Genomic DNA, 19361 nt, shown 5'->3' with positions numbered 1-19361 from the left:
CGGACCAGCGAACCAAGCGGGAGGGCGCATTATGAACTTACCCGAAGAAACGGAGAATGAGGAACCGGGCACTCGGTTTTTGCTTTTTCCACAGTCGCCTTTTCTCGAACCTGACGCAGAGTTGGAACTGGTCGAGATATCTGCACCACAAGGCAGCATCGGTCCCGGACCTTCTGGTCCGCGTATGTACACGGTGAATCCGGTTGGGAAAACGACACCCTATGGTGCTATTGTTCCAGGTCCTAACGGACCGGGCATGTACCTACCCCCATGGGATGGATATATACAACCGCCTGCAATGCCAGATGAACTGGGAAATTTCATCCATATCGACCCATCCGATCCGTCCTTCGAAGCGGCGCATCTTTTCGGTTCCGCTCATTTCACCATGGATGTGTGGCAAGGCTATTTCGACCGCCCCATCCCGTGGCATTTCGCGCGTGATTTCGACCGTTTGGAACTGTCTTTATTGCCCAGTCTCGACAATGCTCATATTGGGTGGGGCTTTCTGGAAACCGGTGGAACACATGAGCACGGTAACGAATACCGGCCCTACAGTCTGAATTTCGATGTCGTGGCGCACGAAATTGGTCACGCCATAATTTATAGCGTGATTGGAATGCCTGCTGATGGCGACGCTTCGGGCGAGTATTACGGGTTTCATGAATCCGCCGCCGATCTGGTCGCGCTGTTGGCGTCTTTGCATTTTGGATCAGTTGTTGAAAAGCTGTTGGAAAACACTCGGGGCAATCTCTACACATTCAACCGTTTGAATCGATTTGCAGAATTGTCCGAAAACGCGCAAATCAGAACGGCGGCTAATAACAGATCCCTCTCGGAATTTTCCTCGGGTTGGTCCAGCGAACATGCCCTTTCTGAGCCGTTGACCGGAGCAATGTTCGACATTTTCGTCGACATCTATCACGAACGCCTTTTGCTACACGGTCTGATTTCACCTGAGGAAGAGGATCTGTCAGACCAATTGGAAGACTCGCCCGACTACAGCGCTATCATGCAAAACGTTTTTGACAGGCGATACGCGGAAAACCCCGAGGGTTTCCGCGTTGCCCTACTTGAGGCGCGCGACTACTTGGGGACCTATTTAGCTGATACCTGGAGCCTATTGGATGCTGATACCCTCAGCTATTTTGGTGTCGAAAAAGCACTAGTTACCGTGGATCAGGAAATTACCGGCGGCGCATTCCGGCAAATAATCGAGGGTAATTTTCGGATGCGCGATATCGGTTTGACGACGGCAGGTCCGCGTTTGCCGAACCCAGACGAAGACAGTCATGCCAACTCGGTTCGAACTTTGGTGCCGGGACAATAAGTAACATCCTTTATTTTTTCGCCATTTTGTGGCATGGATTTGAGGGGTGATTTTTGGAACACATTTTCTCGAACTCTTTGTTCGGGTGTTAAAAAAGGGGGAGATGAGGTCTCAGACTCCGTCGATCCCATAGTTGGGAGAGAATATTATGTCTGAGTCCCTGCTCAGTTTTTCAGAAGTGCTATTGTTCGGGCGCGGTGTAGACGATCTTCAAATAAAGAAAGACTACGAAACCGTTCGGGTGGCTTATGTCGACAACGAAATTAATGCCTTGCCGACCATCGGCAACAAAATTGACGATGTCCGTTTGAAAGAAGGCAACAAAGTCCTAGTACAAGTCGACAACGAAGCAATATCAGGTATCTATAAAGCCACGGAGGACACCAACAACGCTGGGTCATTCATTCTGAGCGATCGGGAAGTGTTGGGGAAGGGCCAATTCGTGCTTGTCAGAAAAGGCGATGATTTTCGGCGAACATTCTGGAAACAAACGCTCAAAAACAATCGCGGCTCCCAAAATCAGTTTTTTGAATCCAAGGGAAAACGTCGTCGGGGGCGCGGTGTTAACAACTTCCTTGGTGATCAATTCCTGAACGGTGCAAGATTCGCCAAGATTTTCGGCTTTTCGTACGAGGGTGTGTACTACGAGCTACCAGAACCGACCATGTTCCTTGTGCATGGGCGCGGGGAAGCCGTGAACCGAAAAGGTACCGAACAGAACGCACCCGGTGGACTTGCATCTCGGGCACCCAACAAGCCTGATTTGACCGGGGTTGCAACGGCCGATTATCAGTTCGCTGACGACATTCGTGTCTGGGACTACAACAAGGCCGATTTCACTATTCGCATGGACGTCATGAGCGGCCAGTTCGAGCAAGTCCTACTGGATATCTATTTCGGCTTCGATAGCCCGGCGATCAGTGGCGCAAAGGTATCTGGAGCCAAGGTGAGTGGGGCTAAGGTAAGCGGAGCCAAAGTATCAGGCGCAAAGGTTAGCGGTGCCAAAGTAAGTGGGGCCAAAGTTCGGGGCGGCGACTGAGGGTGGCTTACGATCAATGTAACGAGGGCGCGCTCGACGCGCCCTTTGTCTTTTTCAGAACCCGGCCTTTTTCAATCCTTCGACAAAATGCTGGGTATCGTCTTCCAAACGGTCGGGCATAACCTTGGCCCACCGTTGCAAAGAAAAATTTGGATGCGCTTCACGGTGTTTGTCCGCAATCAACCGGGCCATCTCCATATTGCCCAACTGGGCGTGACTCGCTGCCAGCATTCGTTGACCTTCGGTTGGGTTGTTCATTTTGTTGACGGTTTCGATTACATCCTCGTAACGGCGAAGGTTGTAATATGCCCCGCCAAGGTGCCACAGATACTGATCCGGGAAATACGGGTTCAGCCGCATTGCTTGTTGCAGATGGGTGATTGCTGTTTCGTTGTCGCCCGAATGCGCCAGCGCGTCGGCATAGTCCGAATGCATATCTGCATCATTTGGGTTCAGCGCCAAAGCGCGCTGGTATGACTGGATCGATGCATCGTGATCTTTGCGATACAGGTGGACATAACCCAGTTCGCCAAACCCACGCGCGTCAGTCGGGTCGAGCTCGATAGCTCGTTGTGCAAATCTCAGAGCCTGATCCAACGCGGTGCTTGGGTCTTCGGTCCAGGAATACCGCCAGTCTATATTTAGTGTGCGCGACAGCGCTGCAGCCGCGCGGGCATATCCTTCGTCGCGTTCCAGTGCCGATTGATAGAAGCTTTGCGCCTTGCGATTGTCGTTTCGCGTATACTTGAAGATGTGGTGCTGCCCCTGAAGAACCGAGCTGTACGCCTCGAGGTCGGATGGCATCGCCTGGATCATTCGCTGCTTTTCATGGGACTCGATCATCACGGCGGTCGCTGCAACGATGCACTCGGTCACCTCGTCCAATATGTCGAAAATATCGTCGATTCTGCGGTCGAAACGTTCCGCCCAAATCGTCCGTTCGGTGGTGGCGTCCACCAATTCCGCCGAAATGCGAATTCGGCTGGCCGACCGGCGGACGCTGCCCCGCGCGATGTAGCGTACATTCAATCTCTGGGCGGCCTCTTTTGGAGGCATCGATTGTGCTTTGAAAAAGAAAGAGGAGTTTCGCGCGATTATGAAAAGGTTCCTGAACTTTGACAGATTCATGATGATGTCGTCTGTCATGCCTTCGGCAATCCAACTGTCGGATTCATCTCCGCCCTGGCTGCCGAAGGGAAGCACCGCGACGGACGGAGTGTCCGGACGTTCCAGAACCTGACTCGTGGGCGTTTCCGGGCGCATGGTGCCGGCCATTGTCGCGCCTGCGACTTCGCTGCGCACACAATAAGTCGAGACAGGATTGAGTATGTTTTTTAACTGCTTGGGGCCCAGGAATTCGTAGCCGTACCGCAGCCTGTTGCAGACTTGGTCATAGACTGCAGAGCTGACGTAAACACGCTCGGGTTCTGCAATTTCCTGCAAACGCGCCGCGATATTGACATTGTCGCCGTGAATGCCGCGATCATCGATCAGAATTTCACCGAGATGAACGCCTGCGCGGAATTTGATTCGCTGATCATCTGTTCGAGTTTCGTTGTGTTGGCTTGCGATCCGATGCAGTTCGATGCCAAATTCAACTGCGCTTGTGGCCGTTTCAAACAAGGCAAGCAGCCCATCTCCACGTACTTCGACGACCCGTCCCTGATATTTTGCACAACATGTTTCAAGATGAGATAGTAACGATTTCAGAGCGTTATATGTGTCCAGCTCATTCTCACTCATCAAGCGGGAATAGCCGACGACGTCGGCGAACAAAACAGCACCGAGCTTTTGCGTCATTGAAAAATTCGGACTAGAGGTATTCACAGGCAATACTCGTTTAATTGGTGCCAAATAGGCACCCGGTTCAGCATATAGCAATTTTTAGTTTTTTCGACTGTCGGCTGTTTCTACCTTTCGCTGCCTGTTGCCGACCCGGGTGGCCATGACCAATTGGATGAGGCTGATGCTCCCATTTCCACGACAGTATCCGTGGATAATTCCAAGGCGAGAACTTCTCTGTGCCGCATCCAGTCGTCCTTTAGGATGCCCACAACAATCATGTCGTGGAATTCTCCATCCGCAAACCACGCTTGCCGCATTGTGCCTTCGACCTGACAGCCAATTCTACTGACAAGGTCACGGCTGGTGTGGTTGTCGGCGCGGTAATATGAAGTCAAACGATTCAAGCCGAGTTGCCGGAACGCAAAGTCAACGATCATCGCGGTTGCTCGGATTCCAACCCCGTGTCGACGTGCAGACTTGTGTACAAACATTGCAACGACCGCGTCGCGATTGATATTCGAAATCCCCTCGAGACCAGCCATGCCCAAGGCTTCTTCTTCCTCGGACTCAACAATGAACCAGCATTTGCAGCCGGAACCTTCAGATGTGAAAGCATCTTTCCAACTGTCTTCAGTCTGGAGGCGGTTTTGGGGAATGCGTGATGTTCGATCAAATAGAGCGAGGTCTTCAATGTTCTGGAACCAAGGCGCGACGGTTTCTACGTCAGCCCTTTCCAGCGGTCGAAGTCGAAACATATTTTTCGATTTATCGGACACAGAAGCAATAACCTTTAACGTAAAAAAATAACTATATTGGGAACAGTAGCACATTCCTTGCGTAATTTGTAAGTATCATTGCGAAACTGGCATCGATCGCCAGGTCAATTTTTTAGTCTTAACTGCGTTTTGCAAAACCCAAACGAAATCCGGCCCGCCGAATTGGCGGGCCGGGATAGTCACCGTGAGTGGGTGGTTTTAGTCGTACAGAACGGCCGAGATTTTCGGGTCGTCCATGTTCGACGCGTCGTAATAGTAGAAACCGGTGTCAATCAGGGCCGGGACTTCTTCACCATTCAGCGCGGAGACCGCCGCTTTTACAGTCTCGTAACCGATGCCGACGGGATTTTGCGTGATCGCGCCAGCCATCAGGCCGCTTTTGATCGCATCCTTCTGCGCTTTGCCGCTGTCATAACCAATGATGACCAGACCTTCGGTTCCCAGTTCCTGAACACCATTCACAACGCCAATGGCCGAACCTTCGTTGGTGCCAAAGATACCGTCGAGATCAGGGTTGGCCGTCAGGATCGCTTTGGTAACTTCAGTCGACTTCAGGTGGTCACCCTGACCGTATTGAACGGTGACAACTTCGATATCGGGATATTTTTCTTCGATACGGTTCACAAAGCCATCGCGGCGGTCGATACCGGTCCGGCTGGTTTGGTCGTGTGCTACAACGGCGACTTTGCCTTTGCCGCCGATTTTCTCAGCCATTTTGTCGGCAGCCAGCCCGGCCGCAGCAAGGTTGTCGGTGGTAGCGGTTGAAAGCGGGATGTCGCTGTCAACACCGCTGTCGAACGCGATGATCGGGATACCCTTGTCATTCGCCTGACGCAGCAGCGGGATAGCCGCCTGGCTGTCCAGCGCAGCAAAGCCGATGGCTTTGGGGTTGTTAGCCAGTGCAGCGGCCAGCATGTCGATCTGGCGGTCCACCATGGTTTCGTTATCGGGGCCTTCAAAGGTGATGGTGACGTTGTATTCGTCTGCCGCCTGTTCGGCCCCGGATTTCACAGCCTGCCAGAACTGGTGCTGGAAGCCTTTGGATACCAGCGGGATATAGATTTCCTCGGCAGTGGCCATCGAGGCCGGGGCTGCAAGGGTGGCAGCGCTCAGCGCCCCCAGAATGAAACGACGTGAAAACATGTTTTTCTCCTCCACAGTTGGTCGTTTATTATTTGGTTTCTTCAGCCGGACTTTTTGCGCCGCGCCATGTCGGCATAGACCGCCAGAATGATGATTGCGCCGGTGACCACGGTTTGCCATTCCTGCGCTACGGACAGCACGCGCAGACCGTTGGTCAGGACCGCCATGATAAGTGCGCCGATCAGCGTGCCCAGAATGGTGCCGCGACCACCCGACAGCGACGTGCCACCGATCACCACAGCCGCGATCGCCTCAAGCTCGTATCCCAGACCCAGCGCAGGCTGCGCCGAGTTCAAGCGCGAGGCGATCAGGATGCCGCCGATGCCGCAGATTGCGCCCGCCAGAGCGTAGATGCGCATCTTCCACATGTCGGTGTTGACACCCGACAAGCGAACAGCCTCTTCGTTCGACCCCAAGGCAAAGGTGTAGCGGCCCAGAACCGTGCGGCTCAGGATGTACGACGCTGCAATCGCCACCAGGAACAGGATCAGAACGCCGTTCGGGATGGGCAGCGCTGGGAAGATCTCTCCGATCAGCGACCCGCGCGAGATCTGGTCAAAGCCCGGCGTGTCGTTGAAATAGATCGGCCGCGTACCCGAGATGACCAGCGACAGGCCTTTCAGGATCAGCATCATGCCAAGCGTGGCGATGAAAGGCGGGATCTTCATCTTGGCAACGAAAGTGCCCGAGCAAAGCCCACAGAATGCGCCCGCCGCGATGGCTGCCGCTACGCCCAGCAGCAGGGGCATCCCCAGATAGGTCAGCACCACGCCTGCGATCACGGCGCAGAAGGTCATTAGCGTGCCGACCGACAAGTCGATCCCGCCGGTGATGATCACCAGCGTTGCCGCCACTGCCAGCACCCCGTTGACCGAGGTTGCCTGCAAAATGGCGATCATGTTCGAGGTCTGCATGAAGTTTGGCGACGCGATTGAGAAGCCGATCAGCAGCGCGATCAAACTGGCGAATGCCAGCAGTTTTTGATACGCGCCGCTGTCGGACAGTCCCGCGAGTGGTTTCTTCTTTTCAACGTCTGTTGCCGTGGTCATTGTGGTGCCCCCGTTACCTGCATCGCCGCCGCACGTTGGGTGGCCAGATGCATGATGTCTTCCTGAGTGGTGTCTTTTCCGCCGGGCAGAATGCCGGTCAGTCGGCCTTCGCACATCACTGCGATGCGATGGCTCAGGCGCATGATCTCGGGCAGTTCCGACGAGATCACGATGATGGTTTTGCCCTGCTCGGCGAGTTCTTCGAGCAGTTTGTAAATCTCGGACTTCGCACCGATGTCGATGCCCCGCGTGGGTTCGTCAAAGATCAGGATATCGCAATCGCGCAGCAGCCATTTTGCAATGACAACCTTTTGCTGATTGCCCCCTGACAGCAGTCGGACCTCTTGCACGTCCGAGGGCGTGCGAATGCCTAGCTGCGCGATATATCCCTTGGCCGTGGTGCTGATTTCACCGTCATTCAGCACCCCTCCGGTGCCGGTAAACAGATCCATCGAAGCCAGCGCGATATTGTCGCGCACGTTCATGCCGGTGGCCAGCCCGAAATGTTTGCGGTCCTCAGACAGATAGCCGATGCCCGCCGTCACGGCATCCTTGGGTGACTTGATCGAAACCTCTTGACCATGAACGCGGATCGTTCCGCTGTCCTTCACATCCGCGCCGAAGATTGCGCGCGCTACCTCGGTCCGACCGGCCCCCATCAGGCCCGCGAACCCCAGAATCTCGCCCTTCTGGACCGAGAAGCTGACATCCTTGATCTCTTTGCCGCGATTTAAACCGGACACCTCAAGCGAAACTTCGGCGTCGCCAAGATCGGGCACGTCCAGAGGTTTCTCGTTCACCTCACGCCCCACCATCATGGCGATGATTTGGCTGATTGGTGTCTCAGCCGCGCCTACGGTGCCCACATATTCGCCATCGCGCATCACGGTAACGCGGTCCGCGATCTGCTTAAGCTCGTCCATTTTGTGACTGATATAGACGATGCCCACGCCCTCGGCCTTGAGGCGGCGAATGATTACGAACAGCTCGGCTATCTCGGCATCGTTCAGGGCCGCTGTGGGTTCGTCCATGATAAGAACCTTGGACCGGAAAGACAGCGCCTTGGCAATCTCGACCATCTGCTGCTTCGCAATGGTCAGGCTGCCCACCAAAGTCTTGGGGTCCAGCGACAGGTTCATCGATGCGAAAATCTCGGCCGTCTGTGCGTTTAGCGCGGCCTCGTCCAGTCTACCAAAGCTCTTGCGGGGCTCTCGACCGATAAAGATGTTCTGCGCTACGGTCAGATCATTCATCAGGCTCAGTTCCTGATGGATGATACCGATGCCCAGATCCTGCGCTTCGCCAGGCGTGGTCGGGCTGACCGACTTGCCTTCGATCGCCAGATCACCACCGTCGCGCTGATAAATCCCCGACAGGATCTTCATCAGCGTGCTTTTCCCGGCACCGTTCTCGCCCATAAGTGCGTGAACCTCGCCCGAAAACAGATCGAACTGCACTGTTTTCAGCGCGTGCACGCCGGGGAAATACTTTTCGATCCCCGTCATGTCGACCAGTTTTGTCATGTTCCCTCCCATGCTACCCTCATCCCCCAGGGTGCGTAATTACATTACCGCGCCGATCTGCCAGGGGACGAACTCGACCCCCCCAAATCCAAGCTCTTCGCTTTTCGTTTTCTCGCCTGAGGCAACGCGGATCAGAATTTCGAACAATTCCTCTCCCTTCGCCTCGATGCTGACACCATCGGTGACGATGTCACCGCAGTTCAGGTCCATATCGTCGGCCATCCGTGCGTACATCTCAGAGTTCGTTGCCAGCTTGACGCAAGGCGTCGGCTGATAGCCCGAGACCGAACCCCGCCCGGTGGTGAACACGATCAGGTTTGCGCCTGAGGCCACCTGCCCCGTCACCGAACACGGGTCGAAACCTGGGCTGTCCATGAAGACGAAGCCCTTTTTGTCGACAATCTCGCCGAACTTGTAGACATCTCGCATCGGCGCTGTGCCGCCCTTGGCAACGGCGCCAAGCGATTTTTCCAGAATGGTCGTCAACCCGCCACGCTTGTTACCGGGGCTTGGGTTGTTGTCCATCTCGCCGCCGTTGCGTTCCGTATAGTCTTCCCACCACTGGATGCGCTCGATCAGCTTAGCGCCAACTTCGGGCGTTTCGGCGCGGCGAGTCAAAAGATGCTCGGCACCGTATACTTCGGACGTTTCCGACAGGATTGTCGTTCCGCCGTGACGCACCAGCAGGTCGGATGCATATCCCAGAGCAGGGTTTGCAGTAATGCCCGAATACCCGTCCGAGCCTCCGCATTGCATTCCTACCGTAATTTCGCTGATTGGCGCGGGTTCGCGCTTCACTTGATTGGCGAGTTCGGCAATACCCTTGATCTCGGCCAAGCCCCGGTCAATCGTGCGCCGCGTGCCGCCTTCGTTTTGAATAGTCATATAGCGCAGAGCACCATCGGGGCGGATCGGACGACCCCCCACCAGATCTGCCACCTGCATGACTTCGCATCCCAAACCGATCAGAAGAATACCCGCGAAGTTCGGATGCTGCGCATAGCCCGCAAGAGTGCGGAACAAGGTCGCGTATCCTTCATCCTTACCAGACATCCCGCAGCCTGTGCCGTGCACAATCGGGACCACGCCGTCTACATTGGGAAACTCGTCAAGCATTCCGGATTTCTCGGCTGCCTCGGCGATGAACCGTGCAACCGAGCCCGAGCAGTTCACCGTAGTCAGAATCCCGATGTAATTCCGTGTTCCCACTTTGCCATCGGCGCGGTGGTAGCCCATAAATGTCCGCTCTTCCGCAATTGCGGGTAACGCGGTGTTTGCAGATGCGTAGGCATAATCCTGTTGATGCGCGCCCATGCCCAGGTTGTGGACGTGAATATGGTCACCGGGCGCAATATCCGATTTCGCCTGACCAATGATCTGACCATAGCGAATCACGCTCTGCCCTTTGGAAATTGGCGCAACCGCGATTTTATGGCCTCGCGAAATCTGAGAGACCAGCGGAACCGGCACATCACTGGGCTGCTCGCCTGCTTGCAATTCTCGCAGTGCGATAACGACATTGTCATCGGGGCTCAGCTTCACCGTATCGCGAGTCGGGGGCGTGAAAGCCTTTATTTCTTGATCTGCTTGCATCGTTTTCCTGCTTGCTTGCCAGTGATTGCTAAACTGCGATCACACACTTGTCAACTAACATGTTAGTATGCTAGATCAACTTTCATGAATAAGCCACAAGATATCGACGCGACGCTTTTGCGTGACATTTCATCGACCGAAGGCTCGTTGGCCAACCGAGTTTATTTGTCTATCAAGCGCGCAATCCTGTCTCTGGACTTTGCGCCCGGAGCGAACCTCAGGAAAGCGCCGATATGCGAACGGCTTGGCGTGTCCCGCGCACCGGTTGCCGAAGCCATCGCGCGACTGGATGCAGAAGGGTTGGTGGACGTCGTCCCGCAATCCGGAACCCGAGTTTCTTATTTCTCGATGTCAGAGATACGCGAAGGAATGTTTCTGCGCGAAGCGTTAGAACTGGCGACAATTGCCAAAGTCGCCCGCGACCTAACCGAGGATCAGCGCCGCAGGTTGAGCCGCAACATGCGTTTGCAAGAGCTTCTGGTCGAGGATGAGGATATCTCGGGCTTTTATCAGGCGGATGAGGAATTTCATGCTCTGCTGATGGATTTCACGGGTTTCCACCGTTTGGCAGATGTTGCGCAGACCGTTTCCCTTCAGGTTAGCCGCGCGCGTATGCTGCTGCTGCCGACACCAGGCCGGATCGTCGAAACGCTTGATGAACACCGGTCGATATTCAACGCAATACTCGAGCGCGATGAAGACATGGCGCAGCAGGCCATGCGCCGCCATATGGGCCAGCTGATGCCTCGGATCGAAGTCTTGCGTCAGGAAAAACCCCACCTTTTCAACTTATCGCTCCAAACCGAACGAGAGGCAGGATGACCGCTTCAACTACAGAATTACTGAACAACCGCACGGCGCGCCCTGTACCATTGACCCGTATGGGTTTCGGTGGCGCACCATTGGGGAACCTTTATCGTAAGGTTTCCGACGAAGACGCCCAGGCGGCCCTGCAGGCGGCCTATGATGCGGGTATCCGCTTTTTTGATACGGCACCGCAATACGGGCTTGGACGCTCCGAGCAACGCTTTGGCGAAGCAATCGCCCGCTTCGGGCGCGAAAATATCCAGCTGTCGACCAAGATCGGGCGGCTTCTGCTGGATTGTGAACCGCATGAAGTGACCCCCGAGGCTTTTGTTGACGTGCCGCAAAAGCGGATCGTGTTTGACTATACCTATGACGGAGTGATGCGTTCCTACGAGGCCAGCCGCGAACGGATCGGGGTGGCCAATGCGGATATTCTGCTGATCCATGACGTCTGCGTTTTCAGCCAGGGCAGTCAGGAGATGTCCGATGCCAAGGTGCGCGAGCTGTTTGACGGCGGCGGTTACAAAGCGCTGGCAGAGCTGCGTGACGCCGGTGAAATCGCAGCCATCGGAGCGGGCGTGAACGAATGGCAGGTTTGCGAAAAACTACTTGGTCTGGGCGATTTCGATGGCTTCCTTCTGGCGGGGCGCTACACCCTGTTGGAACAAGAGGCGCTGGACAGCTTTTTGCCGCTTTGTGAAAAGCGTGACGTGGGAATTATCCTGGGCGGTCCCTACAACTCGGGGATTCTGGCAACCGGTGCAGTGCCGGGCGCAAAGTACAATTACGATGATGCACCAGAAGAGATTTTGCAGCGCGTCCGCAACATCGAAGCTGTTTGTCAGGCGCACGAGACACCTCTGATCGCGGCGGCACTACAGTTCGTGTTGGGACATCCGTCCGTCAAAACTGTGATCCCGGGCGCGGTAAACGCCGCCGAGGTGCAGGCCAATGTCGCGTTGCTGGATCGCGAGATTCCTGCCGGCCTCTGGTCCGACCTGCGCGGCGAAGGGCTGATCCGGCCTGATGCTCCGCTTCCTTCGGAGGCCGCCGATGCTGCGTGACATCGACCCGATCCTGTCACCCGAATTACTGCACACCTTGCGTGCGATGGGCCATGGCGATGAAATCGTGATCGCGGACGCCAATTTTCCGGGAACGAGTACAGGACCGCTCTGCATTCGGGCCGACGGATCGTCGGCCAGTGAGGTCCTGCGCGCAGTTTTGTCGGTGATGCCACTGGACAATTTTGTGCCGGACCCGGCACTGACGATGCAGGTGGTCGGAGACCCCGATGCTGTGCCAGAGGCAGTCGCGGATTTTCAGCAGATCATCAATGAAACGGCAGACAACCCGGCTGTGGTTCAGGGTCTTGAACGCTTCGCGTTCTACGATCGCGCCGCAACAGCTTTTGCCGTAGTTCAGACAGGTGAGCGCAGGTTGTATGGCAACATCATCCTGAAAAAGGGTGTGATTGGATGAAAATCGACGCGCACCAGCATTTCTGGGCTTTGGCTCGGGGCGATTATGGTTGGCTCACTTCGGAACTGGCCGCCATTTATCGGGACTTTGGTCCGTCAGACCTGGCCCCTTTAATCGAAGCGGCCGGGATTGAAGGGACCGTTCTTGTGCAGGCGGCGCCGACTGTGGCCGAGACGGAATATATGTTGTCTCTGGCTGACCACACGCCTTTTATCAAAGGGGTAGTCGGGTGGGTCGACTTCGAAGCGGAGGACGCGGCTGATCAGATCAAGGCGTTGTCCGCACATCCGGCGCTTGTCGGTATGCGGCCGATGATTCAGGACATAGCTGATCCCATTTGGATGTTGGACGACGCATTGTCTGCTGCGTTTTTTGCCATTCAGCAGAACGACCTGACATTTGACGCTCTGACTTTGCCGCAACATCTGGCCCCTCTGCGTCAGTTGCTGGCGCGCCATCCTGAGATGCGCGTGGTCATCGACCATGGCTCCAAGCCTTTGATACGCGATGGTGTGATTGATGGGTGGGCTCAGGATATGGCGGCCTTGGCGCAGGACACCTCGGCCTATTGCAAATTGTCCGGCCTTGTGACCGAAGCCGCTGCGGATTGGAGCACTGACGACTTGCGCCCATACGTTCAGCACCTCTTGGACACGTTCGGCCCTGAACGCCTGATCTGGGGCAGCGACTGGCCAGTTTGTACCTTGGCCAGCACATATCAGCGCTGGTTGGACACCACCGACACACTTCTGAGCGATCTCTCGGAAAACGAACGCAATGCGGTTCTGGGCGGTAACGCCGCCCGTGCCTATAACCTCAGGGACTGAAATGACTTCTCCTAAACTGGAATCAGACGGGCTGTGGCTCGGGCGTGTTGAACGCCCCGGTGTTGGCCCTGCTGTCGTAACCCTGCGCGATGGTCAGGTTATCGACATCACCTCGAAGACTGCACCGACCGTGCGCGATATCCTCGAAATGGACGATGCCGCAGGGTATGTGCGCTCGGCTTCGGGCGAGACGCTCGGGCCGCTAGATGGGGAACATCAATGGCTGGCGCCTTGTGATCTGCAGGCGGTGAAAGCCTGTGGTGTCACGTTCGCCGGCTCTATGGTTGAACGTGTCATCGAAGAGCAGGCAGCCGGCGACCCGGCCAAGGCCGAAGCCATCCGCAAGCGCATTGGCGCCCGTATTGGTGACAGCCTGTCTAACATCGTGCCCGGTTCGGAAGATGCGGCACAGGTAAAGGCGGCGCTTATCTCGGAAGGTCTGTGGAGCCAATATCTGGAAGTTGGCATCGGGCCAGACGCCGAAGTGTTTTCCAAGGCGCAGGTACTGTCCTCGGTTGGATTCGGTGCGGATGTTGGGCTCCACCCAATTTCGACGTGGAACAACCCCGAGCCCGAAGTCGTACTGGCTGTGACGTCCAAGGGTGAAATCAAGGGGGCGACGCTGGGCAATGATGTAAACCTGCGCGACGTTGAGGGGCGCTCGGCCTTGCTGCTGAGCAAAGCCAAGGACAACAACGCCTCTTGCGCCATCGGACCCATGATCCGCCTGTTCGACGACAACTTTGATCTGGACGACGTGCGCATTGCCGAATTGACCCTGACTGTTACCGGCCCGGATGGGTTTGTGCTGAACGGAAATTCGTCGATGTCCCAAATCAGCCGCGACCCCGCGGATCTGGTGAAGCAAACCGTCGGGCGTCATCACCAATATCCGGACGGGTTCATGCTGTTCCTCGGAACGCTTTTCGCTCCGACACAGGATCGCGACACTCCGGGTGGTGGGTTCACTCACAAGATCGGTGACACTGTCACGATTGCGAACGACAAACTGGGCGCTCTGACCAATACGGTGCGCCTTTCGACGGAATGCCCGGAATGGACGTTCGGGGCGTCTCATCTGATGCGAAACCTGGCCCAACGCGGGCTGATTTAAGGAAAATTTGAACATGTTGACCGGAAAACACCTGATCGCGGGCGAATGGGTCGCGACCGACGCTTCTTTTACCTCGGAACCGGCGCACGGGCCCAGCCACGACTTTTGCGTGGGCACGCCTGCGTTGGTTGATGCAGCCGTCGAAGCCGCTGAAGAGGCATTTGCCAGCTTTGGTTGGTCTTCACGTGCGGATCGCGCGGCGCTGCTGCGCAAAATCGCTGATGAGATCGACGCTCGTGGCGATGCCATCACCGAAATCGGAACGCAAGAAACCGGCCTGCCCGAGGCGCGTCTGCAGGGCGAGCGTGGCCGCACCGTCGGCCAGCTGCGCCTGTTCGCAGGCCATATCGAAAAGGGCGACTATCTGGATCTGCGCCACGACCCGGCTATGCCGGACCGCGCGCCCCTGCCCCGCCCCGATCTGAAGATGATCCAACGCCCGTTGGGCCCCGTCGCCGTGTTCGGCGCATCGAATTTCCCGCTGGCGTTCTCGGTCGCGGGTGGGGATACCGCCGCCGCGCTGGCCGCAGGTTGTCCGGTGGTGGTCAAGGGCCATTCGGCGCACCCCGGCACGGGTGAGATCGTGGCGCAGGCCATTGATGCCGCGATCAAGGCGACCGGTGTGCATCCGGGTGTGTTCTCGCTGGTTCAAGGCGGTAAGCGCGATGTGGGCACTCGTCTGGTGCAGCACCCTCTAATCCGGGCCGTGGGCTTTACCGGCAGCCTCGGCGGTGGTCGTGCCCTGTTCGACCTGTGCGCGCAACGCGATGAGCCGATCCCCTTCTTTGGCGAGCTAGGCTCGGTCAATCCGATGTTCATCCTGCCTCAGGCCGCCGCTGCGCGCGGGGCCGAGATCGGGACGGGTTGGTCGGGTTCACTGACCATGGGTGCGGGGCAGTTCTGCACCAATCCGGGTATTGCCGTTGTGATCGACGGGCCGGACGCGGATGCGTTCCAGTCGGCGGCCGAAACCGGCCTGTCCGCTGTTGCCAACCAGACCATGCTGACCGACGGGATTGCCGCCGCGTATCGCGATGGCGTCTCGCGCGTTGCGTCCGGCACTGGCGTGACTCAGATCATTGGCACCAGTTGCGAAACCCGCGACGCGGCACCCTATCTGTTTACCGTCTCGGGCGACGATTGGCTGGCCGACCACAAGCTGCAGGAAGAGGTCTTTGGCCCTCTGGGTATAGTTGTACGTGTTCGCGATGCCGACCAGATGCTGCAAGTGGCGCGCGCCATCGAAGGTCAGTTGACATGTACCCTGCATTTGGACGCGGGTGATACGGCCGACGCGCAGGCGCTGCTGCCGTTGCTAGAGCGTAAAGCAGGGCGTCTGCTGGCCAACAGCTTCCCTACCGGGGTCGAGGTGTGTGATACCATGGTGCATGGTGGCCCCTACCCTGCGTCGACCAATTTTGGTGCAACTTCTGTGGGCACGCTGTCGATCCGTCGCTTCCTGCGTCCGGTCTGCTATCAGGATATTCCTGTCGCGCTTTTGCCCGAGCAGATGTAACCAAACTAAAGTGCACCCGCCCCCATTAATGATGTATGTGGCAACCCTTCTTTCGGGTGCCGCGGTCATCGGGGGCGGGTAATCACAGTTTAAAAGGATGGTGGAATGAAACTGCTGCGCTACGGACCCACGGGTCAGGAAAAGCCGGGGCTTTTGGACGGAAACGGCGCGATCCGTGATTTGTCGGGCGAAGTCGGTGATATCGCAGGCGCCGCGTTGAGTGATGACAGCCTCGCACGTTTGCGCGCGATCGACCCTGCAACCCTGCCGCTGGTCGAGGGCGACCCGCGCATCGGTGCCTGTGTGGGCCAGGTTGGCAAGTTCATTTGCATTGGCCTCAACTATGCCGATCACGCCGCGGAATCTGGTATGGACCTACCTGCCGAGCCGGTGATTTTCTTCAAGGCCACATCCGCCATTATCGGCCCCAATGACACGGTCGAAATCCCCCGCAACTCGGTCAAGACCGACTGGGAGGTCGAGCTGGGCGTGGTGATCGGAAAAGAGGCCAAATACGTCTCGGAAGAAGACGCGCTGGACCATGTGGCGGGCTATTGCGTGGTCAACGATCTGTCCGAGCGTGACTTTCAGCTGCACCGCTCGGGGCAATGGGTCAAGGGCAAGTCAGCCGACACGTTTGGCCCTATCGGCCCCTGGCTGGTGACCCGCGACGAGGTCACGGACCCGCAAAACCTGCCAATGTATCTTGAGGTCAACGGGCACCGCTATCAGGACGGCTCGACCAAGACGATGCATTTTGGCGTCGCCACTGTGATCTCGCACCTGTCGCAATTCATGTCGCTGCAGCCAGGGAATGTGATCTCGACCGGGACGCCTCCGGGTGTGGGCATGGGGCAAAACCCGCAGACCTATCTGAAACCCGGCGACAAGATGGAGCTGGGGATCGAGGGACTGGGCGTGCAGCGGCAGGATGTCATTCAAGGCTAGAGCTGGTCCCAAAAGCTATTGAATCGCGACCCCGGTTGGTATTTGCCAGCCGGGTTTTTGTTTGTTGGAGCCCTCGGAAAGAAGTGCAGTTGCTCTTGCGCCATTGGTACCAAACCGACCTACGGTTCTTAGTGACCCTACGAAACGAACCTGAAGTGTCCTGCCATGTCGATTTTTCGTCCTCTTCTGACATTGAACGATACGCGGATCGCCTGCAGACAGAATTCATGATCGGCGGGTCACGGTTTTGCGTATCGCGACCTGTCGCCGGATTGAGCGTTTTGCGCAGTTTTTTTGGAGGAACAATCTGTGACCGAAATCACATCTGAAGTCATTTGGCCCGACATGGGAGTGGAAATTAACCCCGATAGCTATAGCTCAGTGGTCGATATGTTCGAGCAGGCCTTTCTGACCTATTCGGAAAAGACGGCCTATGTCGGTCTGGGCGGTAGCCTGACCTATACGGATGCAGATCGGCTATCGCGCGATTTTGCTGCGTATCTGCAATCGAAACTGGGCGTCAAAAAGGGTGACCGCATCGCGCTTATGGTCCCGAATATCCTGGCCTTCCCGATTGCCATGCTGGGTATCATTCGCGCCGGAGGCGTTCAGGTGAACGTCAACCCGATGTACACACCGCACGAATTAGAGCATCAGTTGAACGACGCAGGCGCCGAGATCATCGTGATCTTCGGTGGTTCGACTCCGACACTGGCAGAGATTGTCGATAACACTCCGATCAAGACTGTGATTACGGTTGATCTGGGCGACATGACAGCGACGCCGATCCCAAGTCCGGCTGCGGACACGCGCCTGAGCGAAACGCTGAGCTTTGCCAAGCTGGTAGAAGAAGGTGAGGATCTGGAATTCAATCCGCCTGTTATCACTGGCGATGACCTACTGTTCCTGCAATACACCGGTGGTACTACGGGCCTGTCCAAAGCCGCCGTTCTGTCACACCGGAATCTTGTCGCGAATACTGAGCAGACGAAAGCCGCTTTGCCTGAAGCCATGCGGCACGGCCAAGAGGTCATCGTTACCCCGTTGCCACTGTATCATATCTTTGCCCTGATGGTGAATATGATTACCTACAGTTCGATCGGGTCGACCAACTATCTTGTGGCAAACCCGCGTGACCCGGAACAGCTGATCTCGGCTTACCGAGACAGTGGTTTCACTGTCTCAACTGCCGTGAATACGCTTATTGCCGGGCTATGTGCACATCCGGGCTTGAAGGATGTCGATTTTTCGAATTATCGCGCAATGATCGGCGGCGGTGCCCCTGTGCAAGAGGCCGTCTCGAACCGCTGGAAAGAGATCACCGGGCACCATGTTCTGGAGGGTTATGGCATGTCCGAGACCTCTCCGGTCTTGACCCTGAACCCAATGGGGCAAGATGAGTTCTCGGCCGCAGTGGGATATCCTCTGCCGTCGACTGACATCATTCTTCTGGATGATGAAGACAACCGGGTCGGTGTTGGCGAAGCCGGCGAGATCTGCGCCAAAGGCCCTCAGGTGATGCAGGGTTATTGGAACCGCCCGGAAGAAACCGCATCGAACTTTACCGAAGACGGTTACTTCCGCACCGGCGACATCGGGGTGCGGGACGAGAAGGGCCTGATCAAAATCGTTGACCGCAAGAAGGACATGGTTCTGGTTTCTGGCTTTAACGTCTATCCGAACGAAATCGAAGCTCATGTGGCCATGCTTGACGAAGTGGCGGAAGTGGCGGCAGTCGGCGTTCCAGACGAAAAGACGGGCGAGGCAATCCGGTTGTTCCTTAGCGTCACGGAAGGGTCTGACCTTACGTCTGAGCAAGTCATCGAACATTGCCGCAAAGGATTGGCCGGATATAAAGTTCCTAAACAGATCAAGTTTTTGGATGAGCTGCCCAAATCGACGGTGGGTAAAATTCTCAGAAAAGACCTGCGGGGTTTGTAAGTCATGAGCGACGAAAAGACGTTTCCCATCGACTACACAGTCGAGAATATTGAACAGCATGTGGGCCGAACCTTCGGCCCCAGCGCTCCTGTTACGGTGGACCAGGACCGCATCCAGGGCTTTGCCGATGTTACAGGTGATCAGCAGTGGATTCATGTTGATGTCGAGAAGGCTGAAAAGCACAGCCCGTTTGGCGGCCCGATTGCCCATGGCTATTTGACGTTGTCACTGTTGGCTGCGGCGCAGATGGGCCTTGGGATTGTTCCTGACGGCTGCAAAGGCGTCATGAACTACGGTTTGGACAAGGTTCGGTTCCTGGCGCCTGTTCCCAGCGGGGCAGCGGTCGAGGTTTCGGCAATTCTGACCGGAGTCGAAATCAAGAGCGGCGGTCGTATTCTTATCAGATCCACCGTTACGGCTCGGGTCGCTGGGCAGGAAGATCCGGCCCTTATCGCCGAAACTCTGGCGATGGCCTTTACCTAATTTCG

At 56.4% G+C, this 19361-nt stretch carries 17 protein-coding genes; 11 read left to right on the top strand and 6 right to left on the bottom strand.

Translation table 11 applies throughout. The features are described 5' to 3' along the window. Positions 1–31 precede the first annotated feature (31 nt). Together J7380_RS13115 and J7380_RS13110 are read left to right on the top strand one after the other, a co-directional pair. Positions 32–1330, top strand: coding sequence for a hypothetical protein (locus tag J7380_RS13115; protein WP_209196229.1), 1299 nt, complete (start codon positions 32–34; stop codon positions 1328–1330). Positions 1331–1478: 148 nt separating this feature from the next. Then, positions 1479–2369, top strand: coding sequence for a hypothetical protein (locus tag J7380_RS13110; protein ID WP_209196228.1), 891 nt, complete (start codon positions 1479–1481; stop codon positions 2367–2369). A gap of 54 nt (positions 2370–2423) precedes the next feature. On the opposite strand, the gene J7380_RS13105 is transcribed toward J7380_RS13110, so the two are convergent. From J7380_RS13105 to J7380_RS13080, 6 genes are all read right to left on the bottom strand, one after another. After that, a complete protein-coding gene (locus tag J7380_RS13105) occupies positions 2424–4169 on the bottom strand; it encodes an adenylate/guanylate cyclase domain-containing protein (protein WP_209196227.1) in 1746 nt (581 codons plus the stop codon). A 110-nt stretch (positions 4170–4279) separates the two neighbouring features. Then, positions 4280–4930, bottom strand: coding sequence for a GNAT family protein (locus J7380_RS13100; RefSeq protein ID WP_348539102.1), 651 nt, complete (start codon positions 4928–4930; stop codon positions 4280–4282). A gap of 198 nt (positions 4931–5128) precedes the next feature. Next, entirely contained in the window at positions 5129–6073 is a 945-nt protein-coding gene (locus tag J7380_RS13095) for an ABC transporter substrate-binding protein (RefSeq protein WP_170355084.1), read from the bottom strand. 41 nt (positions 6074–6114) lie between these two features. Continuing rightward, entirely contained in the window at positions 6115–7122 is a 1008-nt protein-coding gene (locus J7380_RS13090) for an ABC transporter permease (RefSeq protein WP_209196226.1), read from the bottom strand. Beyond that, positions 7119–8645 carry a sugar ABC transporter ATP-binding protein gene (locus J7380_RS13085; protein ID WP_209196225.1) on the bottom strand — a complete coding sequence of 509 codons (1527 nt, stop codon included), beginning with the start codon at positions 8643–8645 and terminating at the stop codon, positions 7119–7121. The genes J7380_RS13090 and J7380_RS13085 overlap by 4 nt, the downstream gene beginning before the upstream one ends. Positions 8646–8684: 39 nt before the next feature. Next, positions 8685–10238 (bottom strand): altronate dehydratase family protein, encoded by a 1554-nt coding sequence (locus J7380_RS13080; RefSeq protein WP_209196224.1) that lies wholly within the window; start codon positions 10236–10238, stop codon positions 8685–8687. An 84-nt stretch (positions 10239–10322) separates the two neighbouring features. Between J7380_RS13080 and J7380_RS13075 the strand changes: the two genes are divergently transcribed. The 9 genes from J7380_RS13075 to J7380_RS13035 all read left to right on the top strand — a co-directional run bounded on the left by J7380_RS13075 (position 10323) and on the right by J7380_RS13035 (position 19356). Next, positions 10323–11060 carry a GntR family transcriptional regulator gene (locus tag J7380_RS13075; protein WP_247742552.1) on the top strand — a complete coding sequence of 246 codons (738 nt, stop codon included), beginning with the start codon at positions 10323–10325 and terminating at the stop codon, positions 11058–11060. Then, positions 11057–12109, top strand: coding sequence for an aldo/keto reductase (locus J7380_RS13070; RefSeq protein WP_209196223.1), 1053 nt, complete (start codon positions 11057–11059; stop codon positions 12107–12109). Before J7380_RS13075 ends, J7380_RS13070 begins: the two co-directional genes overlap by 4 nt. Then, positions 12099–12527, top strand: coding sequence for an RbsD/FucU domain-containing protein (locus tag J7380_RS13065; protein ID WP_209196222.1), 429 nt, complete (start codon positions 12099–12101; stop codon positions 12525–12527). The genes J7380_RS13070 and J7380_RS13065 overlap by 11 nt, the downstream gene beginning before the upstream one ends. Beyond that, positions 12524–13354: an amidohydrolase family protein gene (locus J7380_RS13060; RefSeq protein ID WP_209196221.1), complete on the top strand. Its 831-nt coding sequence runs from the start codon at positions 12524–12526 to the stop codon at positions 13352–13354. The genes J7380_RS13065 and J7380_RS13060 overlap by 4 nt, the downstream gene beginning before the upstream one ends. Before the next feature lies 1 nt (position 13355). Continuing rightward, positions 13356–14468: a fumarylacetoacetate hydrolase family protein gene (locus tag J7380_RS13055; RefSeq protein WP_209196220.1), complete on the top strand. Its 1113-nt coding sequence runs from the start codon at positions 13356–13358 to the stop codon at positions 14466–14468. Positions 14469–14481: 13 nt separating this feature from the next. Beyond that, positions 14482–15984 carry an aldehyde dehydrogenase (NADP(+)) gene (locus J7380_RS13050; protein ID WP_209196219.1) on the top strand — a complete coding sequence of 501 codons (1503 nt, stop codon included), beginning with the start codon at positions 14482–14484 and terminating at the stop codon, positions 15982–15984. Positions 15985–16089: 105 nt separating this feature from the next. Continuing rightward, entirely contained in the window at positions 16090–16932 is an 843-nt protein-coding gene (locus tag J7380_RS13045; protein ID WP_209196218.1) for a fumarylacetoacetate hydrolase family protein, read from the top strand. Positions 16933–17241: 309 nt separating this feature from the next. Continuing rightward, positions 17242–18873, top strand: coding sequence for an AMP-binding protein (locus tag J7380_RS13040; protein ID WP_348539101.1), 1632 nt, complete (start codon positions 17242–17244; stop codon positions 18871–18873). A gap of 3 nt (positions 18874–18876) precedes the next feature. After that, entirely contained in the window at positions 18877–19356 is a 480-nt protein-coding gene (locus tag J7380_RS13035) for a MaoC family dehydratase (RefSeq protein WP_209196217.1), read from the top strand. Positions 19357–19361: the final 5 nt, after the last annotated feature.

Origin of the sequence: Ruegeria sp. R8_1 (genome assembly GCF_017743815.1) — a bacterium.
GTDB classification, from domain to species: domain Bacteria; phylum Pseudomonadota; class Alphaproteobacteria; order Rhodobacterales; family Rhodobacteraceae; genus Ruegeria; species Ruegeria lacuscaerulensis_A.
This window is presented reverse-complemented; position numbering and strand designations above follow the sequence as displayed.